At 68.9% G+C, this 5419-nt stretch carries 4 protein-coding genes; 1 reads left to right on the forward strand and 3 read right to left on the reverse strand.

Features of this window, described 5'->3' with window-relative positions; genetic code table 11:
- The 3 genes from IH54_RS0138375 to IH54_RS40950 all read right to left on the reverse strand — a co-directional run.
- Positions 1–309: arabinofuranosidase catalytic domain-containing protein (locus tag IH54_RS0138375; RefSeq protein ID WP_031526116.1), on the reverse strand; the 309-nt coding region annotated here is incomplete at its 3' end.
- A gap of 54 nt (positions 310–363) precedes the next feature.
- Positions 364–2295 (reverse strand): cellulose binding domain-containing protein, encoded by a 1932-nt coding sequence (locus tag IH54_RS0138380; RefSeq protein WP_043183567.1) that lies wholly within the window; start codon positions 2293–2295, stop codon positions 364–366.
- Between the two features lie 104 nt (positions 2296–2399).
- On the reverse strand, positions 2400–3650 hold the full coding sequence (locus tag IH54_RS40950; RefSeq protein WP_078862837.1) for an arabinofuranosidase catalytic domain-containing protein: 1251 nt from the start codon (positions 3648–3650) through the stop codon (positions 2400–2402).
- A gap of 1295 nt (positions 3651–4945) precedes the next feature.
- On the opposite strand from IH54_RS40950, the gene IH54_RS0138390 reads away from it, so the two are divergent.
- The coding region (locus tag IH54_RS0138390) for a cellulose-binding domain-containing protein (protein WP_234344279.1) at positions 4946–5419 on the forward strand (474 nt) is incomplete at its 3' end.

Raw genomic sequence — 5419 nt, forward strand, 5'->3', positions numbered from 1 at the left:
CGCGCAGAAGGAGTCCTGTGCGGCCGCGTCGGCCCGGCCGCCGGCCTCCACCACCCCGATGTTCTTCGTCGAGTTGTCCGACGAGCGCCGGACCTGGTAAAGGCTCCCGGTGTACGAGCCGTACAGGGCGCGGACGGTGCTGTGCGCCGCCACGCACGGCGTGCCGCCGGAGGCGTAGATGTCACACGGCTGCTGCGCGGCGGCCTGTGACGTCGCCGCCGTCCCCGTCAGGACGCCGACGGCGACCACGACGGCCACTCCGGCACCCAGCACCCTGCGCCGGAAACGGCGCCACCACATGTGCAGCATCGTACGGACTCTCCTTTGTCTGGAAGTTCCCGAGCCATCCGGATTCGCTGTCCATCAGGCCGTGCACGCGCCGCCGTTGAGGGTGAAATCGGTCGGGACGGGGTTGCTGCTGCCCTGGTCGGCGAGGAATCCGACCGTGACGGAGCTGCCGGCCGGGATGGCGGCGTTGTACGAGGCGGGGGTGACGGTGACCGCGCCGCCGCTCTGGGACGGGGTGCCGCCCCACATCTGGGTGATGCTCTGGCCGGCGGTGAAGGTGAAGGCGAGGGTCCAGTCGTTCATCGTGGTGCTGCCGGTGTTGTTGATGACCAGTTCGCCCTGGAAGCCGCCGGTCCAGCTGTTCACGACCCGGTAGCCGACCCCGCAGCCACCTGTCGGGGTGCCACCGCCGTCGGTGGAGGTGGTCACGTCGACGGTGCTGCTGCGGGCGGAGCGGTTGCCTGCCGCGTCGTGGGCGTAGACGGCGAAGGAGTAGGCGGTGCCGGTGGTCAGACCGGTGACGGTGGCCTGCGTCGCTGTGGTGGTTGCGGCGGCAGATTCGGTGCCGTTGCTGATGCGCACGACGTCGTAGCCGGTCACGCCTGTGTTGTCGGTGGCGGCGGCCCAGGTCAGCGTGACGGAGGTGGCCGTGACACCCGAGGCGACGGGAGTGCCGGGGGCGGTGGGCGGCTGGGTGTCGCCGCCGCCGGCCGACAGGTCGACGACGAACGTGGTGATGCTCTGCGCGGGCAGCGAGGCGGTGAACGTGCCGCCGGACATGCTGGGCCCGCTCGCCGTGGCGACCGTCCTGCTGCCGTCCGTCACGTACGCGGACACGCTCCCGGACGCGGCGCCGGACACGGTGAACGGTTGGCTCACCGTGCCGGAGTTCTTGTTGACCGCCACGATCACTACCTTGTTCCCGCCGGTGTAGGCGGAGGTGAAGACGTTGCTCTGCGGGGTCGCCGTGGCGTTCAGACGTACGTACCCCGGGCGGACGAACCTCGAGAACTGCGCCATGACACCACCGCGCTTGCTGATCTGCCCGTCCTCCCGCATCGGGCCGTAGCTGCGCCGGATGTACCACCACACGTACGCCTGGAACTCGGCGTCCACCATCGCGTGGTGCATGTGCTCGCCCACGCCGAGCGCCGCGGGCCACAGGTCCGCCGAGTCGGTGCTGTTGGGGTAGTACACCTCCGTCATCCACAGCTCCTTGCCCGCACCCTTCTGCTGGAAGAGCGGGTAGGGGAAGTTCGCGTACGGGGTGCCGTAGAGGTGGGCGCCGAGGATGTCCAGGTTCGCCAGGGCCGTGGGGTCGTTCAGGATCGGGTCCGACATGCTCTTGACGTACTGGAAGGACTCCGGGGCGATGACCCTGGTACCGATGGAGCCGGCGTTGTTCCGCAGGAAGGTGACGATCTCGTCCGCGGTCCACCATGTCCAGGTCGAGGCGTAGTCGGGCTCGTTCTGGATCGAGATGGCGTAGAGGTTCACGCCGTTGCTCTTCATGAACTGGTAGAAGTCGTCGAGGTGCTTGGCGTAGTCGGCGTACTTGTCGTGCCGCAGCCGCTTGGCGTCGGTCTGGCTGCCGTGGGTGAAGGTCTCGGTCATGCCGGCCGGCGGGTTCCACGGCGACGCGAAGACGATGGCCCCGTTGGCGACCGCCCGCTGCGCGGTCGCCACCTCCTTGCTCCAGTTCGACTGGTCCTCGTCCACATGGATGCGCAGGATCGAGAACCCCAACTGGCCCGCACCGCTGCCGAAAGCGGTGTCGCGCTGGGCGGCGGTCAGGTCGCCTGCCCACTCCGGGTGGTTCATGCCGCCGAAGCCGCGTATCGTCTGCCGCCGCGAGGACGGGTCGACGACCACCGCGGACGCGGCCGACGCACTCGGCGAGGGCAGGACCGCCGCCAGAAGCGGAGCCGCGCCCAGCGCCGTCAGCACCGCCCTGCGGCGCAGTTTGCCCGGCTGGGGGTTCGTTGCCTCGTTCTGTCCTGAAGTCATGGCTCTCTCCTGGGCTTTCGTGGGGGGATGGGACCGGGTGCCGCCCGGGGCACCGGCACAACTGCCGTTGCACGCAGGTGCCCCGGGACGGCTGATCTCCTGCGTCAGGGGCTGGTGCAGGTGAGGGTGGGGGTGTTCGGGGAGCCGTTGGCGAGGAAGCCGAAGGTGGTGGAGGCGGAGGGCTGGAGTGAGCCGTTGTAGTCGGCGTTCTTGACGGTGGCGGTTGATCCGCTGGTGGTGAGCGTGCCGTTCCAGACCTGGGTGAGGGTCTGGCCGTTCGCGAGGGTCCAGTGGACGGTCCAGCCGTTGACTGCGGTGCTGCCGGCTGTGACCTTGACCTCGCCCTGGAAGCCGCCGGACCAGGAGTTGGTGGTGGTGTACGTCGCCGTGCACCCGCCAGATGTCCCACCCGTACTGCCCCCGGTGGTGGTCCCGCCGTCGGTCGTGCCGGTGCTGGTCCCCCCGTCCGTGGAACCACCGGTGTTCGATCCGTATCCGGCTGCGGTGATGTTGGCCTGGACGGCGTTCTCGGTGGCCTCCGAGGGGTAGCCGGACGTCATCACGCCCTCGTAGAAGGTCCCCGTCGCGCCGTGGCTGTTGTCACCGCCGATGCCGAGGATGATCGCGCCCTGCTTCTTCATCGGGTTGTAGCCCGAGACGTTGGGGCGCACGCCGTCGTAGAAGGTGGACAGGCTGCCGGACTGGGCGTTGCCGCCGCGGATCGCCCAGTGGTTGGGGCCGCCCTTGACGATGGCGGTGGTGTACCGGTAGTTGATCGTCGGGTCACCGGAGTTGAGGTGCTGGTTGACGCCGGAGAACAGGCCGTTCTCCAGGTCGGCCATGATCCAGGGGCCGTTGCCCGAGTAGACGCCGTACGCCTTGTGACCGGCGATGGTGATGGGTGCCGCGGTGGCGTCGGCGAGGTTGTCGTAGCCGCCTGCGGCGGGTCCGGCGAAGCCGCCGGGGGGTGCCTGGGTGAGGTTGTTGCCGCGGCCGGACTGGTCGTAGACAACAGTGATCACACAGCCGGTGCCGGAGCAGAAGGAGTCCTGCGCCGCGGCGTCGGCGTAACCGCCGGCGCCGATCACACCGATGTCGCGCGTGGAGTTGTCCGAGGACCGGCGGACCTGGTACAGGGCGCCGTTGTACGAGGAGTACAGGGCCCGGGTGGTGCTGTGCGCGGCGACGCAGGGCGTACCGCCCGAAGCGTAGATGTCGCACGGTGCCGAGCCGGCCGCCTGCGAACTGGCCGTGCCGCCGACGAGCAGGCCGACCACGAGAGTTGCGGCCGCGCCGGCGGCCGGTGCCCATTTCCTGACACGGCGTGGGAGCCGGACAGTTGCTGATGACGACATCAGCGTCCTCCTTGGTGTGAGGGGGCCACGGCCGTGCCGGATACGACAGACCGTGCGGAGCGGCGGCGCCGCGGCAGGTGCCGGGCGTCGCCGGAGGGGGGAGGGCGGCGGGCAGCAGGAGGATTGCTGTGGACGTTCAGGTCCTGCCGTACCCCTCAGGGGCTGGTGAGGATCGAGTGAGCAGCCGGTGCCGTGCGGTGGGCGGGGAACCGGCTGATGGTGTGTCCGCTGCCAGGAGTCCGGCAGACCGCCGTACCGGCTTTCACAGCCGTCGCCACTGCGAGGGGGCGGGACGAGAGGGGCGGCGAGCCGGGACAGAGCGTTTCGGTGGTTCGTTCCGTCAGGACATGGGTGCCAGTCTCCTTGCGTGGGGGGAGGACCCGCCGGCAGCACACCCGGACACTGCGGCGGGCGCTCGCGGCAGCGAGGAGTAGTAACTCGTGCCACGATTTAGTGAGCGTTAACATGCGTGGTTCGCCTTCGAAGTTGGCTCATGGTGGCGCTCCTGTCAAGGCGTGTCGTACGCGCAGGCCTTCGGCGGCGTGCCCGGAACCGCGCCGAAGGGGGCGGGAATCCGCGGGTGTCGGACGGGGTGTCGGGCGCAAGTCATCCCATGGCTCACCCTGTGAACGAGCTGCGTCAGGACAGCCGGAGCAATGGCTTCGATGGGGCTCGCCATGCCGGCCTGCTGTGACAACTCCGTGCCCCTCGTTCCCATGGACACCAGAATGCTCCGATCTTTGCGGTGGAATTTCGACTTGGCGAGAACCGTCCGCCTGAGCCGGTCGCACAGCTCGGAAAGGGGGTGACGTGCCGGGACCGCCTCGCGGGTTTCCCACCTGCGCCTGCCGAATCGGCCGTGGACCGGCACGCACCTTGCCCTCGTTCTCAGGGGGCGGCCGTCGAAATTCTCCGTACCGGAGCGTTGACCTTTCGAATGCCGCGGGTCCAGACTTGCCACCGTTTCGTGCCAGTCCCCTCCTGGCGCTGCGACAACTCCGATGGCTGTCAACCCTCGTGAACGGACCCCACCGTGTCTTGCGGCGGTGCGCTCGGCGGCGTGCCCCCGCAGGATCGCCAAGAGACGAGGTCGATGTGATGCTCAAAGACCCATCGCTACTCCCCTCCGGCGTGACGCTGTCGTGTGCGCGGCGGACGACGCCCTTGTGCCGCGGCGGGGGCCTGCGCGGTCGGCGGCGAGGGGGCGGCCGTTCGATGCCGCAGGGCGGCGCGGACCGCTCGGTTGTTAGCGCGATCAATGTCCTTTCGGGCTTGTCGCTCAAGGAGCACGTTTCATGAAGCGCGCTCATGCGGTGAAGCAGCGCAAGCCGATGTTCATCGCGCTGCTCTCCACGGTTCTGGCGGCTGCGGGGGTCTCGTTCGTGGCGACGTCGGCGCAGGGGGCGGCCACCGGCTGCCAGGTCGTCTACGACGTGACGAACCAGTGGCCTGGCGGCTTCGGTGCCAATGTGAGCGTTACCAATCTCGGTGCGCCGGTCACCAGTTGGCAGCTCTCCTGGACGTTTGCCGATGGGCAGACCGTCACTCAGATGTGGAGCGGGACCTACACCCAGAGCGGCACGCAGGTCACGGTGGCCAACGTCTCCTGGAACGGCAGCCTGGCCACCGGCGGTTCCACCAGCTTCGGCTTCAACGGCACCTACACCGCGACCAACCCGGTCCCCACCACATTTGTCCTCAACGGGACCACCTGCACCGGCGGCGTCACCACCACACCCCCCACCACCTGTCTCTTATACACATCTCCG

The sequence above is a fragment of the Streptomyces sp. NRRL F-5123 genome (genome assembly GCF_000721495.1).
GTDB lineage: Bacteria > Actinomycetota > Actinomycetes > Streptomycetales > Streptomycetaceae > Actinacidiphila.

Bases quoted from the DNA above. Each gene is read 5' to 3' on its own strand.
- IH54_RS0138380 (WP_043183567.1), bottom strand. From the start codon at position 2,295: ATGACTTCAGGACAGAACGAGGCAACGAACCCCCAGCCGGGCAAACTG.
- IH54_RS40950 (WP_078862837.1), bottom strand. From the start codon at position 3,650: ATGTCGTCATCAGCAACTGTCCGGCTCCCACGCCGTGTCAGGAAATGG.